Raw genomic sequence first — 20198 nt, 5'->3', positions numbered from 1 at the left:
GCACTTACACAGTGAAGCATTCGATAGTTGCTCCAGCCATTCTCGCAGCGCTGTGCATGGCAGGCCCCGCGCCTGGCCAGTCGCTCAAGCGGCCCGATGCCCCGTTCATCCGCAGTGCCGATGGGAAGCTCGTCGGGCGGCTCGATGGACCGGCTTGCTCCAGCACCGTGTCGCTGGTATTTTCCGGGACGAGTGAAGTGTTTGGCGATGGCAAAAGCGCGAACCGGATGATGAGCAATGTCGTCCAGAATGTCCGGGCAAGCTGCGGATCGGTCAACCTTATCGCGGCCAAGGGTGTGGCCAACGGTCGCGTCGTCTACAACGCCGTGGCCGATGCGTCGTCCAAATGGTTGCTGCTGGAACTTGGTGGAGACAGGTCCGGCGGATTGCTCGCGTCGGGAACAGTCGGAGCCAGCGGTGACCAGAACAGGTTCGCCGCATCGAACCGCTTCCTCCCGCTCGGATCGCTGCTCAAGACCATGGGCGGCGCGCGCTATCTCTGCGCGCAGCAGACAGCGGAAGGCTGCACCGTCTCGACCGAATTCCGCGCGGCGAGCGAAGGCGGAGCGACGCTTGTGTCGCGCTATCTGCTGGATGGGGGTGGAACGCTCGCAACAGTCAGCTATGATGGAACCAATGTGGGGGGCCTGCTGTGCGCCAACCCCAAGTCGGCAAAGATCACGGTCGAGGGCGGCAGCCAAAGCCCGGCCGCACGCGCGCGCCTGGCCGATGATCTTCGTGAACGGCTCGATCCTTATGGCTCGCAGATATGTTCCGGCTGGCAAGCGAGCGGCCCGCGCTTCATCGGGGCAAACTTCAACGCTCAAGGTGCCCAGCTCGGCAAGGCGCTCGTGCTGACCACTAGCGCAACACCGCCCAAATTGCGCCGCGAAGAGTGACGATGCGCCTTCGCCTGCTGGTGCCGGCATGGTGCGCCATGCTGGCGCTTGCCTCCCCGGCCGCTGCGCAGGATGGCGCTGCGCGGGGGGCGGCAGCGCTGCGCTGGGCGCAGTCCTTCGCCTGTCCGCTGCCCGGCGAGCCCTTGCAGATCGCCGGGCTCGAGTCTCCAGCGCGGGTCGAAAGCACCAAGGCGGAGAACCTCGCTTATATCCAATCGCGGCAACAATCGCTCGATCTGGCGCTGCGAGCACGCACGCAGATCGAGAGTGAAGTCGCGCAATCAGGCGGCAAGGCGGGCAAACGCCTGCAGAAAGCGTTTGCCGAGCTCGACGGCAAGATCAACGATCTGGGCGGCGACGTCGCGGACTCGCTGGCGCAGTGGCTGATGGCCGAATATGTGGCGCTCTCGAACGCCGACGTGTTTCACAATCCGGTGACCCACACCCCGCATCCGCTGGCATCCTTTGTTGCCGACGCGGAGCGGGCGCGAGTGGCGGCCGCGCCGTTCGGTCCGGCTGTGCTGCCCATCACCGACCGACTGTTCGAATGCCTGGGCGGAATCAATCAGACGATTCTGTCGACCTTCGAGCCTGAGATTCTCTCCGATGTCGAAGCGGCGCGGACGGCAAGCGCGGTGCAGGAAATCGTCAACCGTCTGGAGCTTCCACCGCTGCGCGGATCGGGCGGGCTGATCGAGCAGGTGCGTTCCATCCAACTCGCGCTCGCCGAGGAAGAGCGTCGCACCGCCGAGCGTCAGCGCGCTGAGCGAGACGCCGAAGCGCGCCGGATCCTGCTGGCGGAGGCCGAGCGCGAACTCGGCATTGCCCGGCGCTATGTCGGCTTCATCAACGCAGGCCGCATCAATGATGCGATCGCGCTGCTAACGCCCGACGTTGTCCTGCAAAGCCCGCGCGGCAACGCTCAGGGCCGTCAGGCGGTCGCCGCGCGAATGCGCGACGCGGCAGGCGGCGGCAATCAGGCGAACATCGGCGCGCCGCAGATTGATGGCAACCACACCATTTTTGTCACGGTGACAGCGAATGGCCAGAGCGGGCGGATGATCTTCGGTTTCCGCGACAGGCTGATCGCTGCCATCCGACTGGTTCAATAATGCGGGAGATCGAGGAATGATGCGGTTCGCTCGGAAAGCTGTTTGCGCCTTGGCGGTTCTTGCCACGATCCCGCAGGCAGCGGCGCAGGACACCGGTTTTTTCCTCAACCCGATCGAGGAGCGCGTGGTCGGCAGGCGGGCGCACGAGAGCCGCCTGGCCACCAAACTGGTTGTCTACCCTGATGCGAAGCTGGCCGCCTACGTCGAGAACATCGGTCGGTCCTGTGCCCGATTGAGCGCCCGCTATCCCGAACAGTTCGTCTTCACCCTGGTCGATGATACCAATCCCAACGCCTCGGCTGCGCTTGGGGGATTCCTCTATTTTCATACCGGTATGTTGTTGTGGATCAATGATGAGGCCGAACTGGCCGCGGTGATGGGACACGAGGTCGGGCACGCCATCAAGCGGCATGGCGCGCGTGAGATGAACCGCGCCGCTGTGGCAAATTCGCTCATCAGGCTGATGGCGCTGCGCCGCCGTGACCCAGCGCAGTTCGAGGACATGCAGGTCAAGGCAGCCCTTGCACTAAAGGAATATGGCCGAGACCAGGAATTTGAATCGGATGCAGTTGGCACCAGCGTGCTCGGGCCCTTGGGATATGATCCCTATGGCGCTGCCCGCATGACCTATCAGCTCCATCTGATGGGGCTCTATTTCGACGAGTTGAGCGGCAAGCCAAACGCCACCCCGCTTGCCTGGCGTTCGCATCCACCCAGTCTCGACCGTGTGAGACGCACGCTGGATCTTGCCAAGGCGGCCAATCTCGGTGAGCTTCCCCGGCATCGCGACCGCTATCTTCAAATGATCGAGGGGATCAGATTCGACCTTGCACCGTTCGGCGGGCCGCAGCGTGGCGTCTTGCGGATCTACACCGTCAGGCCCGGCGATACCGCCGCATCGATCGCAAGCCGTATCCCGGTACAGAAGCCGCAGAGCTTTTTGCTGGCGATCAACGGCCTCACTAAGCCTGACGAGGTCAAGGCTGGTATGGCGTTGAAAGTCGTCTTGGCAAATTGATCTCAGCACCACAGTAAGGCGTCACTGACGGGCGGTTTTGGGCAAAGCTTTAAAGCCCTGCACAACACAATGATCACCATCCGCCAACGCCTGGCGCATTCCGCCTCGCACTGGATTGTCGTCGGTCGGCAGCGCGTTGGCAAAACGCGCTGCCGGGCGCTCAGTCCCGGCAGCGCTTTGCGCTCGCTTGAGCTTTCAAAAACGCGCGTTGAGGCTGACCCAGTAGGCGCGGGCCTTGTCCTTGTTGTTGTAGTCGTCGACGAAGCTCGGGGTGAAGCTGCCGTCGCCGTTGTCGATGAAGTTGGTCTGATAGCTGGTGAAATCCTGATCGAGCAGATTGTTGATCCGCGCGCCCAGAGTGAGATGATCGTTCAGGCGCATCTGGCCGCCCAGATTGACCACGGTGTAGCTGCGGAAATAAAGCTGGTTGCCGGTCGCGGTGTCCACGCCGCGATACCGGCGCGAACGGTGCTCGACATTGAGCTGCGCACTCAGCCGCGAGGTGATCGCCCAATCGGCCCATGCGTTGGCCATGTGCCGCGCAGTGTTGGTCAGCGGCAAACCCGCCTGCGCGCCGGTTTTCTGTTCGCTGTCGGTGAAGGTATAGTTGGCGCGCAGATTGATCGTGCTGGTGATGCCGACACGACCGGCCACCTCGACCCCCTGGATCACCGCCTTGTCGATATTGGTCGGCTGGCTGATCGATCCGCCCAGCCCCAGAACCTCGAAATAGTCCCCCAGATTGGCGCAGGGCCGCACGAAGTTGGTCAGCGCGCAGGGCTGCACCGTGGCGGTGGCGATCTTGTCCTTGAAATCGTTCTTGAAGTAGGTGACGTTGATCCCGGTCGATGGAGTCAGATCCCAATAGACCGCGATTTCGGTGTTCACGCTGGTTTCGGGCACCAGATCGGGGTTGCCGATCATCGGGCTGGTGCCCTGCCCGCCGAACCCGCGGATTCCGTCGTACAGATCGGTGGTCTTGGGGGTCTTGAAGCCGGTGCTGACCCCGCCCTTGATCACCACCGTCGGCACCACGGTCCACACCGCATAGGCCCGCGGGCTGAACTGGCCGCCGAACAGGAAATGCTCGTCATAGCGCGCGCCCAGCGTGATCGTCAGCGGATCGATCGGTGACCAGTTATCCTCGGCGAACACCGACCATTGCTTCTGTTTCTGGACCGCAGCGAGACCCTCGGCGCTGCCTTCCAGTCCGAACACCGAATCCTTGAGAGTGCCGTTGATGTATTGACCGCCGACCACGACCTGATGCCGTCCGACGAACCCTTCGAACGGCATCACCATCCGCGCGTCGAGCGTATACTGGTTGCTCTCAAGATCGCGATCGGGCCGTGGCAGGAAGGTATCGGCAGCAATCTGGCGCCGCTCGGCCTCGCTCAGGCCCGCATAGATGCCGCGTGCGCTGAACATGTCCTGCAGCAACAGGCGTTCGGCGACCGAGAAGGGACGGGTCCGCCCGAGGTTTTCGGTGGCGACATGCGCCAGCGAAACGAAGCTGTTGCCAAAGCCCCAGTCGCCCTGATGCGTGATCGACCAGTTGGTGCGGTTGAACCGCTGCTTTTCCTTGTAGCCAACCTGCGGCTGGACAACGCCGCGGGTGGCGCGCCAGATCGAATTGATCCCATCGAGCGTGCCAAGCGGGAAGCTGACGATCCCGGTTTGCGGATCGACCATCGGGCTGTTGTCATAGATCTGCCGCGACATGTCATAGTCGAAATCGACCGTCTGGCCCTCGGCGAGTTTCACCGTCAATGTGCCACCGACGCTGTAGGTGGTGTTGTCGACCGTACGCCCGCCGCCGCCAAAGCCCAATGCGCGCACCTGGGTCACGCCTGCCGGATCGACCACCGGCTCAAATTCAGGATTTGACGCCATGCGCTCGTAGACCGAGCCGCGCAGCGCCAGCCCCAGCCAGTCTCCCGCGATCGGGCCTGACACGGCGGCGTCGAACGTGACGTCGTTGCCGAAGCGGTCGTCCTCCTGGAAGCTGCGTCCGACCGTCGCCGATCCCGACCAGCGTGGGCTGACCGGCCGGGTGATGATGTTGATCACCCCGCCCAGCGCGTCGGCACCATAGAGCGTCGAGGCTGGCCCGCGAATGACCTCGATCCGCTCGACCGTGTCGAGCGGCGGAATGTGGTTGAAGGCATTGCCGCCAAAGCTGTTGGGATAGATGTCGCCATGGTTGTTCTGGCGTTTGCCGTTGATCAGCAGCAGCGTGTATTCGGGCCCCATGCCCCGGATGCTGATGGTCCTTTGCCCGGTCTTGTCCGATGTCTCGCCGACATCCACCCCTTCCAGATCGCGGACAGCATCGATCAGCGTCATATAGGGCCGCTGCTTGAGCTGCTCGGCGGTCACCACGCTGATGCTGGCGGGAGCATCGACGATTTTCTGTTCGAACCCGGTGGCGCTGACCACGATCGTGTTGGGATCGGTGTTTTCCAACGCATCGCCCGCATCGACCGTCGTCAAAGCAGCGCTCCCAATCGAGAGCGGCATTGGACTGGGCACCGCAGCCGCAGCAGAGGCCGCGGTCGAAAAAGCGATGGTACTCACGCCGAGCACAAGCGATTGCAGCGTGGATTTTTGAACGGTCATTTGGAAGTCCCCCCAAGGAATGATAGGTCGCGGCCAGCCTGCTATTGCGACTCGTTCTCACTGTCAATCGGCTATCGGGTTGCGCACAGTTTTTATTTTTACTGCATATCATTCGCAAAAAGGCGTTGACTCCCCCTTCCGATTTGCGCAGTTGAATGCCGTCCGGCGCGGTTCCATTCAGCGTTGCCAAAGGGATGAAACGACGGTGTCACACGGTACATTGCTGGACAGCGACCGCCTGAATCAGGGCGCAGACAGCGCACCGTTCAGCGATGGTGGAGTAAGCGGGTTGCGCGCCGAGGGCCATTCTCGTTCATCTGTGAAGCCACGCATGGAGGCCGACGCAAAACGTCGCCGCAAGCCCCGCAGCGCCAAGAAGTTCTGGCTCAAGCAACTGCACAGCTGGCACTGGATCAGTGCTGCAGTATCGCTCGCGGGCATGTTCGTGTTTTCGGTCACCGGGCTCACGCTCAACCACGCCGCGACCATTTCTGCGACGCCTGAAGTGGTGACGGTAAATGCCATGCTTCCCGCCTCGCTCACCGGGCTGCTCGCCCGGTCCCAGCCCGTGGATGCGGCGCCCCTGCCCGCTTCCATTCGCGACGAGGTGCGCGATCTGGTCGGCGTCGATGTGGGCAGCGAACCGGCCGAATGGTCCGAGGACGAGGTCTATGTCGCAGTTCCTGGGCCCGGCAGTGATGCCTGGGTCAGCATCGATCGCGCCAGCGGGGCAATCGAGGCCGAAAGGACCGACCGTGGCTGGGTTTCGTTCTTCAACGATCTGCACAAGGGCCGCAACACCGGAACCGCCTGGTTCTGGCTGATCGACGTGCTTGCGGTTGCGTGCGTGATCTTCACCTTCACCGGGATGCTGCTGCTGCAGCTCCATGCCAAGAATCGGCCATCAACCTGGCCGCTGGTGGGCCTGGGCACGCTGGTGCCTGCGGCCATCATCCTGCTGTTCATGCATGTCTGACGGATCAATCAAGGAGCCAAGAGTGTCATGAAGAAAAGCCTTGCCATCGCGGTCAGCGTGATCGCGGCCCCGGCATCTGCCGGGACGGTCACCGTCACCATCCCGCGGATCAACGTTGCAGAATATCACGTGCCCTATGTCGCGGTGTGGATCGAGCCCAAGGCGGGTGGCCCGGCGCGGACGCTGGCGGTGTGGTACGATATCGACAAGCGCGGTGCCGAGCCCGGCACCAAATGGCTGGCCGATCTGCGCACCTGGTGGCGCAAGGGCGGACGCAGCCTCAAGCTGCCGGCCGATGGCGTGAGCGGTGCCACCCGCGCCCCGGGCGCGCACCGCATCACCATCCCCGCCAATGTCAAATCGGGCAGCTACACACTGTTCGTCGAAGCCTCGCGCGAGGATGGCGGTCGTGAGGTCGTGTCAGTCCCGCTCGAGGTTCCGGTCCGCCCCACCCAGGCATCGGGCAAGACCGAGCTTGGTGCCATCATCATCAAATCCCGTTGAATTTCGCGCAAAAAGGACCACGCCATGATCCGCAAATCCCTGATGTCTACCGCGGTGTTGACCGCCGCCGTTATGGGCTTTGCCCTGCCTGCTTATGCGCATAACGCCTGGCTGCTGCCATCGACCACGGTGCTGTCTGATACCGAGCAGAGCATTACCGTCGATGCCGGAGCCTCAACGGCGCCCTTTGAAGCCAACCACGCAGCAATGAGCGTCGATGGGATCAAGGTCTATGCCCCCGATGGATCGATGGGCGCAGCGGACAACATCGCAAGGAGCCGGTACCGCTCGACCTTCGATGTCAGGATCGACAAGCCCGGAACCTGGCGTATCGGCATCGAGAACACAGGCGTGACGGGCAGCTTCAAGGTTGATGGCGAGCAATGGATGGTCGGTCGCAGGCGCGGACCCGGCGCCGGTGGCCCCAATGCAGGTGGTGCCAATGCGGGTGCACCCGGTGCGGGTGGGCCCGGTGCGGGTGGGCCCGGTGCGGGTGGGCCCGGTGGCGCTGGTGGTGGTTCCGGCGGCAGGCCGCGCATCGACCCCAGCCGCATGGTTGCCAGCGTCGATGACATCCCTGCAAACGCAACCGACCTTGATCTGACCCAGATGATGGGCCGCAACGAGTTCTTCGTCAGCGCGGGCGAGCCCAGCGATACGCTGTTCAAGCCGACCGGCCAGGGGCTGGAGTTCGTGCCGGTCACCCTGCCCACCGATCTGGTCTCGAACGAGCCTGGCCAGTTTCGTTTCCTGATCGATGGCAAGCCTGCCGCAGGTCTCGAGGTCGAGATCATCCCCGGCGGGCGCCGCTATCGCGAAACCGATGGCATGCAAAAGCTGACGACCGACGATCAAGGCCTGCTCACCGTCCAATGGCCGATCGCTGGCATGTACTGGCTGAATGCGAGCCTGAGCGATTCCAGCCCCAGCCACCCCAAGGCCGCCAAGCGCCGCATGAGCTATACCGCGACACTCGAGGTCATGGCTCCGTGATATCCGACGCCCCGGCGATGCGGATCGCGGTACCCGGCGCGATCGACGCTGCGGTGTTCCGCAGCTTCGATTCCCGGGCGCGCGTGGTCCGCATCGCAGGTGCGACGATGGGAACGACCTGGCAGGTGCGCGCGGCGCTGCCAGCTGCGCTGGGGCTTTCCAGCGCGGACGTGCAGGCGATGGTGCAATTCCGGCTGGATGGCATCGTCGCCGACATGAGCCATTGGGAGCCGGACTCGCAGCTGTGCCGGTTCAACCGCGCCGAGGCCGGAAGCGATTGGGCGCTCTCGGATGACTTTGCTGAGGTTATGGCAGAAGCAATGGCCATCGCGGAGGCTTCGGGCGGCGCGTTCGATCCTGCCTTGGGTCGGCTGACCGACATCTGGGGGCTTGGTCCGCGACCGACCAAATGCGACCCTGATCCTGATGAAATCGCCCAAAGCGTTCGCCTCGGCGGCTGGCAGCAGCTTGCCTTCGATCCTGTTGCCAAAACCCTGCATCAGCCGGGCGGGGTCTGGCTTGACCTGTCGGGGATCGCCAAGGGCTTTGCGGTGGACGCAATCGCCGATCTGCTCGCCGCGCATGGCATCTGTCACGCTCTGGTCGAGATCGGCGGCGAGTGCACCGGACGCGGGCTACGGCCCGATGGCGATCCGTGGTGGGTCGATATCGAAAACCCACCATGCACCATTCTGCCGCCACTGCGGGTTGCGCTGCATCAGCTCGCGGTGGCGACCTCGGGCGACTATGTGCGCGGCAGCCATACGCTCGATCCGTTGACAGGCAAGCCAGCGCTGCACCAGACCACCGCCGTCACCGTGCTCGCGCCGCAGTGCATCCAGGCCGATGCCTGGGCGACCGCGCTCAGCGTGCTGGATACACCACATGCGACACTGATTGCCGAGGCGAATGCGCTGATCACGCGGATAGTTCGGCGCGATGGAAGCGAATGGATCAGCCCTGCGCTTGAGGCGCTGCTTGAGCCTTAGGAAACCGGTCGCGCGGGCTTGAGCGCAATGCTCAGCCCCGCAACCACCAGTTCGGCATGGTCGGCGATCGCCGCCACGTCCTGGTTCAACCGCCCCGCCATATCGCGGAACCGGCGCGCGAGCGCGTTTTCGGGGACGATCCCCATTCCAACCTCGTTGCTGACAAGGATGACCGGCGAACGGGCGCTGGCCAGCGTGTCGATCAGCTGCCGCGACGCCGCTGCAAAATCGAGATCACCCAGCAGCAGGTTGCTGGTCCACAAGGTCAGGCAATCAACCAGCAGCACCCGGCCCGGGCGCATTTCGCGCGTGATCGCCTGCGGCAGATCGACCGGGCATTCGACGGTGCGCCAACGTTCCCCCCGGTCCGATCGGTGCCGCGCGATGCGGTCGGTCATCTCGTCGTCGAACGCCTGCGCCGTCGCCAGATATACCAGGTCACCGGGCTCGCTTTCGGCCAGCATCTGCGCGCGCCGGCTCTTGCCCGACCGCGCTCCGCCCGTGATGAATGTCAGAACCCCGTCCGCCATTTTTCTTGCAATGCCTTTTTGCACGCCATAATGCGGGGGCGCGACAGGTTCCCAGAGATGGGATTAATAGGGAACGCGGAAGCAGGTATCTACCCTGTAATCCGCGGCTGTCCCCGCAACTGTGACCGGAGAGCGGTCGCCCCATCGTGCCACTGGGTGCTTCGCATCCGGGAAGGCAGGGCGAGCGTGCTGACCCGGGAGCCAGGAGACCTGCCTGTTGCAGTCGGTCCTTTGCGCGGACGGGAGGTTCAGCGCGATCGAGGTTTTCCTCGTGTGACGACATCGATCGGGGTGGCGCGCGCGGGTGATATGCCGGCGATAGCATCGTCGTGCCATTGGTGCGTGCAACCCCATGTTGTTTGACAAGGGGATACACATGCCTAAACAATTTCTGAACGTTACAGCCTCCACACTCGCACTCTGTGTCAGCGTCTGCATACCTGCGTTCGCGCAAGATACTCTCGCTGCAGCTGACCCGCGCGAACCGATCGTCGTCGTCACCGCCAACCGCACCGCGCAGCCGGTCGAGCGCGTCGGCCAGTCAATCACCGTCGTCGATTCCGAAGATATCGAGCAGCGTCAGACCCAGTCGGTGGCCGATATCCTGCGGACTTTGCCCGGGGTCACCATCATCCGCAACGGCGGTGTCGGCTCGACCACCTCGGTGTTCATCCGGGGTGCCGAAAGCGACCAGACCGCCGCGCTGATCGACGGGATCAAGCTCAATGATCCATCGACACCGGGCGGCGGCTTCAACTTCGGCCATCTGCTCACCGGCAACATCGATCGGATCGAGGTGCTGCGCGGCCCCTCCTCGGTGCTCTGGGGCAGTCAGGCGATCGGCGGGGTGATCAACATGATCACCCGCCAGCCGACCGAGCAGCTCGCGGTCAACCTGCGCAGCGAATATGGCTATCGTGACACCGGCCAGTTGGTCGGCAACATCTCGGGCAAGGCAGGTCCCTTGTCGGGGAGCGCGGGCGCGGGTTATTTCCGCACCGACGGCATTTCGGCGTTCAGCGAGGCGCGCGGCGGGACCGAGAAAGACGGCTATGACAACCTGGGCGCCAACGCCAATTTCAACCTGGCGCTGAGCGATGCGATCTCGATCGATGCGCGCGGATGGTATTCGCGCGGGCGGGTCAATATCGATGGCTTTCCTGCGCCCAGCTTTGCCTTCGCAGATGTGAACGAGGAATCGCGAACCCGCGAGATCGTCGGCTATACCGGGATCAACGCGGCGCTGTTCGACGGACGTTTGCGCAACCGGCTGGGCTATGCCTATACTGATACTCGCCGCCGCAACATCGCGCTCGACGGCCCTGCGACCGAAACCTTTGTCGGCCATGGCCGCAACGAGCGGATCGAGTATCAGGGAATCTTCGATATGGCCGAGGGCTGGCAGCTGACCGGAGGGCTAGAACGCGAGACATCGCGGTTTTCGAGCAGCAGCTTCGGCGCGGCACCCTCGCTGGGGCGGGCACGGATCGACAGCGTCTATGGCCAGCTCGTCGCGACCCCTGCCCGCGGCCTCACACTGACCGGCGGCGTGCGGCACGATGATCACAACCGTTTCGGCGGTGCGACCACTTTCGGTGCCAACGGGGTATTTGCGCCGGGCGAAGGCAATACCGCGTTTCGCGCCAGCTATGCCGAGGGATTCAAGGCGCCCTCGCTGTTCCAGCTGCAAAGCGATTTCGGCAACCAGCAGCTCCAGCCCGAACGGTCCAAGGGCTGGGATGCGGGGATCACGCAGAAGCTGGTGAACGGCAGGCTGCTCGCCAGCGCCACCTATTTCCGGCGCAATTCGAGCGACCTGATCATCTTCGTCTCGTGTGTCGCGCCGCTGACGGGTATCTGCACCAATCGGCCTTCGGGTACTTATGACAACGTCTCGCTGGCGCGCGCCGAAGGGGTCGAGTTCGGACTGACGATGCAGCCGGTCGATGCGCTGCGGCTGCAGGCCAACTATACCTATACCGATGCCACCAACCGCTCGCCCGGCAACGTCAATTTCGGCCGGCAGCTGGTCCGCCGCCCGCAGCACAGCGTCACCGCGCTGGTCGACTATCGCTGGGGCTTCGGGCTCGAGACCGGGGTGACGGTGACCCATGTCGGCGCCAATTTCGACAACGCCAACAACAGCCGCAAGGTCGAAGGCTATGTCCTCGCCGACCTGCGCGCATCGTTCCCGCTGACCGACCGGATCGATATCTACGGCCGTGTCGAGAACCTGTTCGATGAGCAATACGAGACGGTGTTCCGCTATGGCTCGCCGGGCCGGGCGGGCTATGCCGGCGTACGGTTGCGCTACTGATGGCTAAAGCAGCGCGCGCACCCGGCGATCTGATCGATGATTTTGCCCTGCACGGCGGGCGCATCGATATCGCGCGCGCTGCCTTCCCGCAGGTCACCCACTGGACCGACCTTTCGACCGGGATTGCGCCTTGGCCTTATCCCGTCGCCGACAGTCAAGGCAGCACTGAACGGCTTCCCGATCCGGCCGAACTGGCCGCGCTCGAGGCTGCTGCAGCGGCTCATTTCAGCGCCGAGCCGTCGCACGTGGTGGCAGTGCCGGGGAGCGACCTGGCGCTGCGCCTGCTGGGCGCGATGCTAGCGGGCGATACTGCCAGCAAACGATCGGCCGTGGTCAGCCCGGGCTATTCGGGCCATGTCGCGATGTGGGGGGGCAATACCATCACCCCCTGCAGCGCCGATGCTCTGGTCGCGATGGCGCAGACCCACGATACGCTGATCCTGGCCCGGCCCAACAACCCCGACGGCCTGGTGGCCGATCGCACCCAGCTTGAGGTCGCTGCATCGCTGCTGGCGGCACGCGGGGGACACCTGATCGTTGACGAGGCGTTTGCCGATGCCAACACGGATGATGGGCTCGCAGGCTGCGACTGGCCGGGGCTGATCGTGCTGCGATCATTCGGCAAGTTCTTCGGCCTCGCGGGCCTCAGGCTGGGCTTTGTTATCGCGCCACCTGCGATTGGCGACCGTTTGCGTGCGCTGATCGGCGACTGGCCGATCTCGGGTCCTGCGCTCGCCACAGGGCTTGCCGCCTATTGCGACCATGGCTGGCATCGGACGCAGCGCGCGCGGCTGACCGAGGCATCGCGGCGGCTGGCGGACTTGCTGGCGAACCATGGTATCACGATTGCCGCGCGCACCGCGTTTTTCGTGTTGGTCAGCGTCGATCGGCGTGATGGCCTGTTCGTGCATCTGGCGCAGGCGGGCGTGCTGACCCGGCCCTTTGCCTATGCGCCCGGCTGGCTGCGGATCGGCCTGCCGCGCGATGAGGACGACTGGACGAAGCTGGGCAACGCGCTCACCCTATGGAGGACCCGATGACCGAGACCGACGAAGACTTCGCCCGGCACAACGCCCGGATGAAGAAGGTGCAGGCCGCGCGCGAACGGATGCAGGCCAAGCGCACGCTCGAGCGCGGGTTGCTGATCGTCCACACCGGCAACGGCAAGGGCAAGTCGTCCTCGGCCTTCGGCATGGCGATCCGCTCGCTGGGCTGGGGGATGAAGGTCGGCATCGTGCAATATGTCAAAGGCAGCTGGGAGACCGGCGAGAAGAACTTCTTCCAGGCCAACCCCGACCTGCTCACCTTCGAGGTGATGGGCGAGGGCTTCACCTGGGACACGCAGGACCGCGCGCGCGATATCGATGCCGCCCGCGCCGCCTGGGAGCGATCGAAGGAGCTGATCCTCGATCCCGCCTATGACTTCATCATCCTCGATGAGCTCAACATCGTGCTGCGGCAGGACACATTGCCGATCGACGAGATCGTCGCGTTCCTGAAGGATCGCCCGCTGACCAAGCACATCTGCATCACCGGCCGCAACGCCAAGCCCGAGCTGATCGAGCTTGCCGATCTGGTGACCGAATTCGAGGAGGTGAAGCACCCGTTCAAGGCCGGGTTCAAGGCGCAGAAGGGCGTCGAGTATTGATCCGCTTAGCTGCCCTTGTTCTTGGCCTGACGGTCGCGGGATGCTCGTCGCAGGCGGCTGACCGCGCTGGCCAGCGTCGCACGCCAGAGGCGACGGCGCTGCCACGCGTGGTCTCGATCAACCCGTGCGTCGACGCGGTGCTGATGCAGATCGCCGAGCCCAAACAGATCGCCGCGATCAGCCATTACTCGCAGGACCCGCGCGCAACCTCGATCCCGCTCGATCAGGCGCTGCGGTTTGTGGCAACATCGGGGACGGCAGAAGAGGTGGTCGCATTGGCTCCCGATATCGTGATCGCCGGGAGCCATGTCGCGCCCTCGACCATCTCCGCGCTGCACCGGATGAACATTCCGCTGATCCAGATCGGCGTGCCTGAGAGCATCGACGAGAGCAACGCGCAGGTCCGCACGATTGCTGCGGCGATCCGCCAACCCGCACGCGGCGAGACATTGGTCGCGCGGATCGATAATGCGGTGCGCGCGGCATCGGCGAGCAGCGCCGCGCCCCCCGGAGCGCTCATCTGGCAGGGCGGTGGGCTGGTGCCCGGCGATGGCACGCTGGCCAGCGAACTTCTGCGTGTCACCGGCTATCGCAACCTGAGCGCCGATTATGGCCTCAAGCAATGGGACGTGCTGCCGCTCGAACATCTGGTGGCGCGCCCACCGCGCGTGCTGCTGTCGGTCGGCGCGCACGACCGCTCAGACAGGATGCTGGGCCATCCGGTGCTCGCCGGGCTGAAACAGCGGATTGCGGTACACCGCTATCCCGAAAAGCTGCTGCACTGCGGTGGCCCGACGATCATCGAGGCGGTCGGACACCTTGCCCAGATTAGGCGCAGCCTGTGAGCCGGTCACTGCGGATCAACCTCGTTCTGCTCGCTGGTATAGCCGCCGCGATGATGCTTTCGCTGATCGCAGGCAAGGTGTGGATCCCGCTCGATGCCTGGGTGGCGGGCGACCCACGGTGGCCGATAATCGCCGAGCTGCGACTGCCGCGCACCCTGCTCGCGGCGATGGTGGGGGCAGCGCTCGGCTTGTCGGGCGCGGCGATGCAGGGTTACTTGCGCAATCCGCTGGCCGACCCCGGGCTGTTCGGCGTGTCCTCGGGCGCGGCACTTGGTGCGGTGATTTCGCTCTATTTCGGCTATGCCGCCGCGCCTTTGCTGCTCCCCGCCTTCGCGCTCACCGGCGCAGGGATCACCATGGCGATCCTGGCGCTGCTGGTCGGGCGCTCGGGCAGCATCATCGTGTTCACGCTCGCAGGCGTGATCCTGTCGAGCGTCGCGGGATCGATGACCGCCCTCGCGATCAGCCTGGCGCCTACCCCGTTTGCGACGTCGCAGATCGTTACCTGGCTGATGGGCGCGCTGACTGATCGCAGCTGGGATGACGTCACGCTCGCGCTGCCGCTGCTGGCGTTGGGCTGCGTCTTGCTCGCGTTCACCGGACGCACACTCGACGCGCTGACGCTGGGCGAGTCCACCGCGCGCTCGATGGGGGTCGATCCGATGCGGCTGCAGTTGCTGATCGTCATCGGGGTTGCGCTGTGCGTTGGCGCGTCGGTGGCGACCGCAGGGATCATCGGCTTTGTCGGGCTGATCGTGCCGCATCTGGTGCGACCGTTCGTCGGCAACCGCCCCTCGGCGGTGTTGCTGCCCTCGGCGCTCGCCGGCGCGCTGCTGCTGCTGGTCGCCGACAGCCTGGTTCGCGCGCTGCCGACGGTGAGCGAACTGCGTCTGGGAATCGCGATGTCGATGCTCGGCGGGCCGTTCTTCCTCATCCTGCTGCTGCGCATGCGGCGGAGGCTGGCATGAGCGTTTTGGCAGCAGAGAACCTCACCCTGAATCTCGGCGGACGCCGGGTGCTCGACGCGGTCAGCGCCAGCTTTGCGCCCGGACGGGTGACGGCGGTGCTGGGCCCCAACGGCGCAGGTAAATCCACCCTGCTCTCGTGTCTCGCCGGACTGCACACTCCGGACGCGGGCGAAGTATTGGTCGGCGGCCAACCGCGCGCTGCGCTGGGCATGCGCGATCTGGCGCGGCAGATCGGCCTGCTGCCCCAGGACGCGGACGTGCATTGGGATATCGATGTCGCGACCTTGGTGGCGCTGGGCCGCTATCCGCACCGCGCGCGCTGGGGCGAAACCGAGACGGACCGCACTGCGGTGGTCCGCGCGATGGCCGCGACCGATGTCACGCAATTCGCCGCCCGCCCGATGACGGCGCTTTCGGGTGGCGAGCGCGCGCGCGTCCTGCTTGCGCGGGTGCTGGCGGGCGAGCCGCAATGGCTGCTGGCGGACGAGCCGCTCGCCAATCTCGATCCCGCGCACCAGCTCGATACGCTCGGATGCCTGCGCGATGTTGCGCGCGGCGGTGCAGGCGTGATCGTGGTACTGCACGACCTCAACCACGCGATCCGGGTGGCGGACGAGGTGCTGCTGCTGTACGATGGCCGCATCGTCGCGCAAGGCGCGCCCGCCGACGTGCTAACCCCCGAACGGATTGCCGAAACGTATGGCGTATCCTCGCATATCGGCACCACCCCCGACGGCGTGCGCTTCATCGTCACCTCGCATATGGCGCAGCGCTGATGCTGGCGCGGCCCGAACAGCTGCTGCTGGCGCTGATCGGCGAGGCCGCGATCGGCTATCCCGCCTGGCTGTTGGGCGTGATCGGCCACCCGGTGATCTGGATCGGCGTGGCCATTGCCGCGCTTGAGCGGCGATGGAACGCAGGCAGCGCGTTGCGGCGCCGCGCGATGGGGATAATGCTGCTGGCGCTGGTCGCAGGCGGTGCCGGCGCGATTGGCTGGCTGATCGAAGCGTGGGCGGGCGACGGGCTCGCAGTCGGTCTGGTGATCGTGCTTGCAACCACCGGTCTTGCGCAGCGCAGCTTAGATGATCACGTCCGCGCGGTCGCCGGTCCGCTGTTACGCGGCGATGTGGCAGCGGCGCGCGCGGCGGTTGCAATGATCGTCGGCCGCGACACCGCAGCGCTCGACGAGGGCGGCATTGCGGTCGCGGCGACCGAGAGCCTGGCCGAAAGCTTCTGCGATGGCGTGGTCGCGCCCGCCTTCTGGTTCCTTGTCGCGGGGCTTCCCGGGCTGCTGGTCTGCAAGGTGGTCAACACCGCGGACTCGATGATCGGCCACCGCGACACGCGTTATCTCCATTTCGGCTGGGCGGCGGCGCGGACCGATGATCTGGTGAACTTCATCCCCGCGCGGATTTCCGGCGTGCTGGTGTGCCTCGCGGGAATGGGCGGCTGGACGACGATGCTGCGCGACGCGCGGTCCCATGCCTCGCCCAATGGCGGCTGGCCCGAGGCGGCGATGGCGGGCGTACTGGGGCGCAGGCTGGGCGGCCCGGTCAGCTATGACGGCGAACCTGCACACCGCGCCTGGCTGGGCGACGGCCCCGCGCCCGATGCCAGGGATTTGCAGCGCGCGCTTTGGGTCTATCGCTGGGCGTGCGTGTTGCTATGGGCCATGACAGGAGGGCTCGCATGGCTGCTGTGATGCTGCAGGGGACCGGATCGGATGTCGGCAAATCGGTGCTGGTCGCAGGCCTGTGCCGATTGCTCGCCAACCGCGGGCTCAACGTGCGTCCGTTCAAGCCGCAGAACATGTCAAACAACGCTGCGGTGGCAGTCGGCGGCGAGATCGGCCGCGCGCAGGCGCTGCAGGCGCTGGCCTGCCGCGTATCCCCACATGTCGATATGAACCCGGTGCTGATCAAGCCGCAGTCCGATACCGGTGCGCAGGTGGTGGTGCACGGTAAGGTTGTCGGCATGCTGGGCGCGGCGGATTACCAGCATCGCAAGGGCGAGCTGCTCGAAGCTGTGATGCAATCATGGCACCGTTTGAAGGCCGACGCCGATATCGTCATCGTCGAGGGCGCGGGCAGCCCGGCCGAGATCAACCTGCGCGCGGGCGACATCGCCAATATGGGCTTTGCCCGCGCCGTGAACGTGCCGGTGGTGCTGGTCGGCGATATCGACCGTGGCGGGGTGATCGCCTCGATCGTCGGCACCAAGGCTGTGATCGACGCCGACGACGCCGCGATGATCCACGGCTTCCTGATCAACAAGTTTCGCGGCGATGTCCGGCTGTTCGACAATGGCTATACCGAGATCGAGCGGCGTACCGGCTGGCCCGGGCTGGGCGTGATCCCCTGGCTGGCTGCGGCGCGGCAATTGCCCGCCGAGGATGCGGTGGTGCTCGATGCGGCTGTCGGCGGCGAAGGCACGGTCACCATCGCGGTGCCGATGCTGTCGCGGATCGCCAATTTCGATGACTTCGATCCGCTGGCGCACGAGCCCGGTGTCCGGCTGGTGATGGTGCCTCCGGGCGAGCCGCTCCCCGGTGATGCGGCTTTGGTCATCCTGCCCGGCACCAAGGCGACGATTGCGGACCTCAAATTCCTGCGCGCGCAGGGCTGGGATATCGATATCGCAGCGCATGTCCGGCGCGGCGGCGGCCTGCTCGGCATCTGCGGCGGCTATCAGATGCTCGGCCAGAGCATCGAGGACCCCGATGGCGTCGAAGGCGCGCCCGAGATCGTCGCCGGACTGGGCTATCTGCCGGTCGCAACCCGGCTGACCGGCGACAAGCGCGTGGTCGATGTCACCGGCACCAGCCTGCGCGATGGCCAGGCCTTTGCAGGCTATGAAATCCATGTCGGCGAGACCCGCGCGCTCGGCCCCGTGCAACCGCTGCTGCGGCTGGCCGATGGCGCAGAAGACGGCGTGGTCAGCGCGAATGGCCAAATCGCGGGCTGCTATATCCACCGGCTGTTCGATCACCCCGCCCAGCGCGGCGCGTGGCTGGCGCGGCTGGGGGTGCAGAGCGATGGCGTCGCGCAGGACACCCGCGTCGACCAGGCGCTCGATGCGCTGGCCGCCTCGCTCGAGCAATATGTCAATATCGACCGGCTGCTGGCCATTGCGGGGCATAAGCCATGAGCGGACCGATGTTCGACTCAGCCTTTCGCGAGCAACTCGACCAGCTGTTGGCATGGCGGCGCGACGTGCGACAATTCGACACCCGTCCCCTGCCCGATGGCCTGCTTGACACCCTGCTCGAAACCGCGTGCCACGGCCCGTCGGTGGGCAATGCCCAGCCCTGGCGCTTCGTCCGGATCGTCTCGCCTACACTGCGGCAGAGACTAGCAGATACGGTCGATGCACAGAAACGCGCGGCGGGCGAGCGCTATTCGGGCGGACGCAAGGCGTTGTACGACGGGCTCAAACTCCATGGCCTGCGCGAGGCGCCCGAGATCGTCGCGGTGTTTTGCGACGAACAGGGCGAAGCTGGTCACGGCCTTGGCCGCGCAACGATGCCTGAGACTGTGTGCTGGTCGGTAGTGACCGCGATCCACACCTTGTGGCTGGCGGCGCGCGCGCAGGACATCGGGCTGGGCTGGGTATCGATCATCGATCCTGCGGGGATGAACGCACAGCTCGACGTGCCCGGAGATTGGCGCTTTATCGCGCTGCTGTGCCTGGGCTATCCCGAGCGCGAGAGCGAGACGCCCGAGTTGGTCCGGCATGGCTGGCAGGACCGGCTGCCCTTTGAAATCACCCGGCTGGAGCGCTGATGATCACCCGCGACGACGTTCAGGCCAGGCTCGATGCCCTCGCCAAGCCGGTGGGAAGCCTGGGGCGGCTCGAGGCTTTGGCGGTCGAGCTGGCGCTGGCGAGCCAGTCTCTCACCCCGCTCACCCGCCCGCGCCGTCTTGTCCTGTTCGCCGCCGATCATGGCGTGGTCGCGCAAGGTGTGACGCCCTGGCCCTCGGCGGTGACCACCGCGATGGTCGAGACGATCCTCGGAGGCAAGGCGAGCAGCACCGCGCTCGCCACAGTGCATGACGTCGATGTGCGGGTGGTGAATGCCGGGATGATCCAGCCGCCGCGCGGGCCCTGGCCCGCGCATTTCAACGCGGCAGCGATCGCACCCGGCACGGTGGACCTCAGCTGCGGCCCGTCGATGACGTTGGACCAGTTCGACACCGCCTGGGCGCTGGGCGAGGTCGAAGCGCAGCAGGCAATCGAGGCGGGCCAACGCCTGCTGATCGCGGGCGAAATGGGGATCGGCAACACCACCGCTGCCGCCTGCCTGACCCACGCGCTCGCGGGGATTGATGCAGACACGGCGACTGGCAGCGGCGCTGGCGCGGATGCGGCGATGCGGATCATCAAGCGCGATATTGTTGCCGCGGCGGTGGCGTCGCTCGGCGGTCGCACCGACAAGGCGGCGCTGGCCGCGATCGCAGGCTTCGAGATCGTCGCGATGGCGGGCTTCTACGCGCAGGCCGCGCGGCAGGGCGTGCCGGTACTGCTCGATGGCTATGTCACCACCGCCGCCGCGTTGATCGCCGAGCGGCTATGCCCGGGCACGCGCACCGTGATGATCGCAGGGCATCTGTCTGCCGAGCCCGGCCATCGCGCGGCGCTGGCGCAACTCGGCCTCACCCCGGTGCTCGAATGGCAGATGCGACTGGGCGAAGGCAGCGGCGCGCTAGTTGCGCTGCCGTTGCTCGACAGCGCAGGCGCGCTGCTGTGCGATGTCGCCAGGCTTTCCGACATCGGCGGCTGA

At 65.4% G+C, this 20198-nt stretch carries 19 protein-coding genes and 1 riboswitch; of the genes, 17 read left to right on the top strand and 2 right to left on the bottom strand.

What is annotated here, in order from left to right; all coding sequences use genetic code 11:
- Window positions 1–11: 11 nt before the first annotated feature.
- From IEW00_RS14515 to IEW00_RS14505, 3 genes are read left to right on the top strand one after another with little or no spacing between them, the layout of a single operon-like run.
- Entirely contained in the window at window positions 12–899 is an 888-nt protein-coding gene (locus IEW00_RS14515) for a hypothetical protein (RefSeq protein ID WP_188515127.1), read from the top strand.
- Window positions 896–2011 carry a nuclear transport factor 2 family protein gene (locus tag IEW00_RS14510; protein ID WP_188515126.1) on the top strand — a complete coding sequence of 372 codons (1116 nt, stop codon included), beginning with the start codon at window positions 896–898 and terminating at the stop codon, window positions 2009–2011. Before IEW00_RS14515 ends, IEW00_RS14510 begins: the two co-directional genes overlap by 4 nt.
- Window positions 2012–2060: 49 nt before the next feature.
- Window positions 2061–3029 carry a M48 family metalloprotease gene (locus tag IEW00_RS14505; protein ID WP_188515125.1) on the top strand — a complete coding sequence of 323 codons (969 nt, stop codon included), beginning with the start codon at window positions 2061–2063 and terminating at the stop codon, window positions 3027–3029.
- Between the two features lie 195 nt (window positions 3030–3224).
- On the opposite strand, the gene IEW00_RS14500 is transcribed toward IEW00_RS14505, so the two are convergent.
- Window positions 3225–5648, bottom strand: a complete 2424-nt coding sequence (locus IEW00_RS14500; protein ID WP_229737059.1) for a TonB-dependent receptor domain-containing protein — start codon at window positions 5646–5648, stop codon at window positions 3225–3227.
- A gap of 331 nt (window positions 5649–5979) precedes the next feature.
- Here IEW00_RS14500 and IEW00_RS14495 point away from each other — a divergent pair, with 331 nt between their 5' ends.
- From IEW00_RS14495 to IEW00_RS14480, 4 genes are read left to right on the top strand one after another with little or no spacing between them, the layout of a single operon-like run.
- Entirely contained in the window at window positions 5980–6624 is a 645-nt protein-coding gene (locus IEW00_RS14495; RefSeq protein WP_188515236.1) for a PepSY-associated TM helix domain-containing protein, read from the top strand.
- A 27-nt stretch (window positions 6625–6651) separates the two neighbouring features.
- On the top strand, window positions 6652–7128 hold the full coding sequence (locus IEW00_RS14490) for a DUF2271 domain-containing protein (protein WP_188515124.1): 477 nt from the start codon (window positions 6652–6654) through the stop codon (window positions 7126–7128).
- A gap of 24 nt (window positions 7129–7152) precedes the next feature.
- Window positions 7153–8121 (top strand): DUF4198 domain-containing protein, encoded by a 969-nt coding sequence (locus IEW00_RS14485; RefSeq protein WP_188515123.1) that lies wholly within the window; start codon window positions 7153–7155, stop codon window positions 8119–8121.
- Window positions 8118–9110, top strand: coding sequence for an FAD:protein FMN transferase (locus tag IEW00_RS14480; protein WP_229737058.1), 993 nt, complete (start codon window positions 8118–8120; stop codon window positions 9108–9110). The genes IEW00_RS14485 and IEW00_RS14480 overlap by 4 nt, the downstream gene beginning before the upstream one ends.
- Here IEW00_RS14480 and cobU read toward each other — a convergent pair.
- Window positions 9107–9640 carry a bifunctional adenosylcobinamide kinase/adenosylcobinamide-phosphate guanylyltransferase gene (gene cobU, locus IEW00_RS14475; RefSeq protein WP_188515122.1) on the bottom strand — a complete coding sequence of 178 codons (534 nt, stop codon included), beginning with the start codon at window positions 9638–9640 and terminating at the stop codon, window positions 9107–9109. The genes IEW00_RS14480 and cobU overlap by 4 nt on opposite strands.
- A 28-nt stretch (window positions 9641–9668) precedes the next feature.
- Window positions 9669–9872, top strand: a riboswitch (cobalamin riboswitch).
- Window positions 9873–10016: 144 nt separating this feature from the next.
- Here cobU and IEW00_RS14470 point away from each other — a divergent pair.
- From IEW00_RS14470 to cobT, 10 genes are read left to right on the top strand one after another with little or no spacing between them, the layout of a single operon-like run.
- The gene (locus IEW00_RS14470; RefSeq protein ID WP_188515121.1) at window positions 10017–11957 is read left to right on the top strand and encodes a TonB-dependent receptor plug domain-containing protein; all 1941 of its coding nucleotides are present in this window, start codon (window positions 10017–10019) and stop codon (window positions 11955–11957) included.
- A complete protein-coding gene (locus IEW00_RS14465; protein WP_188515120.1) occupies window positions 11957–12997 on the top strand; it encodes an aminotransferase class I/II-fold pyridoxal phosphate-dependent enzyme in 1041 nt (346 codons plus the stop codon). Before IEW00_RS14470 ends, IEW00_RS14465 begins: the two co-directional genes overlap by 1 nt.
- Complete coding sequence (gene cobO, locus IEW00_RS14460; protein ID WP_188515119.1) at window positions 12994–13605, top strand: cob(I)yrinic acid a,c-diamide adenosyltransferase; 612 nt, start codon at window positions 12994–12996, stop codon at window positions 13603–13605. Before IEW00_RS14465 ends, cobO begins: the two co-directional genes overlap by 4 nt.
- On the top strand, window positions 13602–14450 hold the full coding sequence (locus IEW00_RS14455) for an ABC transporter substrate-binding protein (protein WP_188515118.1): 849 nt from the start codon (window positions 13602–13604) through the stop codon (window positions 14448–14450). The genes cobO and IEW00_RS14455 overlap by 4 nt, the downstream gene beginning before the upstream one ends.
- Before the next feature lie 50 nt (window positions 14451–14500).
- Window positions 14501–15418: a FecCD family ABC transporter permease gene (locus tag IEW00_RS14450; RefSeq protein WP_188515234.1), complete on the top strand. Its 918-nt coding sequence runs from the start codon at window positions 14501–14503 to the stop codon at window positions 15416–15418.
- Window positions 15415–16194 carry an ABC transporter ATP-binding protein gene (locus IEW00_RS14445; protein WP_188515117.1) on the top strand — a complete coding sequence of 260 codons (780 nt, stop codon included), beginning with the start codon at window positions 15415–15417 and terminating at the stop codon, window positions 16192–16194. The genes IEW00_RS14450 and IEW00_RS14445 overlap by 4 nt, the downstream gene beginning before the upstream one ends.
- Entirely contained in the window at window positions 16194–17120 is a 927-nt protein-coding gene (gene cbiB, locus IEW00_RS14440) for an adenosylcobinamide-phosphate synthase CbiB (protein WP_188515116.1), read from the top strand. Before IEW00_RS14445 ends, cbiB begins: the two co-directional genes overlap by 1 nt.
- Window positions 17108–18565: a cobyric acid synthase gene (locus tag IEW00_RS14435; RefSeq protein WP_188515115.1), complete on the top strand. Its 1458-nt coding sequence runs from the start codon at window positions 17108–17110 to the stop codon at window positions 18563–18565. The genes cbiB and IEW00_RS14435 overlap by 13 nt, the downstream gene beginning before the upstream one ends.
- Window positions 18562–19200 (top strand): 5,6-dimethylbenzimidazole synthase, encoded by a 639-nt coding sequence (gene bluB, locus IEW00_RS14430; protein ID WP_188515114.1) that lies wholly within the window; start codon window positions 18562–18564, stop codon window positions 19198–19200. The genes IEW00_RS14435 and bluB overlap by 4 nt, the downstream gene beginning before the upstream one ends.
- Window positions 19200–20198: a nicotinate-nucleotide--dimethylbenzimidazole phosphoribosyltransferase gene (gene cobT / locus IEW00_RS14425; protein WP_188515113.1), complete on the top strand. Its 999-nt coding sequence runs from the start codon at window positions 19200–19202 to the stop codon at window positions 20196–20198. The genes bluB and cobT overlap by 1 nt, the downstream gene beginning before the upstream one ends.

It is taken from the genome of Blastomonas aquatica (genome assembly GCF_014639875.1).
Taxonomy (GTDB): Bacteria; Pseudomonadota; Alphaproteobacteria; order Sphingomonadales; family Sphingomonadaceae; genus Blastomonas; species Blastomonas aquatica.
Note: the sequence above shows the minus strand (reverse complement) of the source record. Positions and strands in the feature narration are given on the sequence as shown.